Source organism: Gordonia sp. DT219, from assembly GCF_049847065.1.
Taxonomy (GTDB): domain Bacteria; phylum Actinomycetota; class Actinomycetes; order Mycobacteriales; family Mycobacteriaceae; genus Gordonia.
In genome coordinates, this window is sequence record NZ_JBNCNR010000074.1 from 1 (window position 1) to 593 (window position 593).

At 64.4% G+C, this 593-nt stretch carries 1 protein-coding gene; it reads left to right on the forward strand.

From position 1 onward, the window contains the following. Window positions 1–44: 44 nt before the first annotated feature. The coding region (locus ACPXB3_RS22480) for an immunity 49 family protein (RefSeq protein WP_425729855.1) at window positions 45–593 on the forward strand (549 nt) is incomplete at its 3' end.

Sequence of the window (593 nt, forward strand, 5' to 3'; positions counted from 1 at the left end):
GTGTGTGGTCGTTGGTGGGTTCGGGTGGTGTGGTGGGGGAGGAGGTGTGGTCGATGTTGGATGCGGCGTGTGAGGTGGCGCGGGTGCAGTTTGCGCGGGCGTCGTTGCCGAAGGGAGAGCATCGGTTGTCGTTTTCTGTGTTGGGTCGGGAGTTTGAGACGGGGTCGTCGGGTCCGAATCCGCGGACGATGGCGCCGGATTGGTTGGATGCGTTGTGGTTGGGGTTGGTGGCGCGGGATCGTGGGTTGTTGGATGTGTTGCGGGGTTTCGAGGTGGAGTGGATGCGGGCGTCGGTGGGTGTGGGGGCGTGGGTGGAGCCGGTGGCGGTGGAGTGGGCGCGGGCGTGGCAGATGTTGTTGCGGGGTGAGCGGGGTGAGCCGGTGGCGCAGCAGGTGTTGGAGGTGATGCGGTTGACCGATACGGAGGGGTTGGATCGGAGTTCGGCTGAGGCGATGTTGCAGACGATTTGGCCGTCGGTGCGGTTGTTGTGGGATGTGGTGTCGGGGAGCCGTAGTGAGTTTCGGGGTGATGTGCGGACGGCGTTGGAGGGGAATAAGGAGTTCTTTACGCGGCCGGTGGAGAATCGGGTGCGT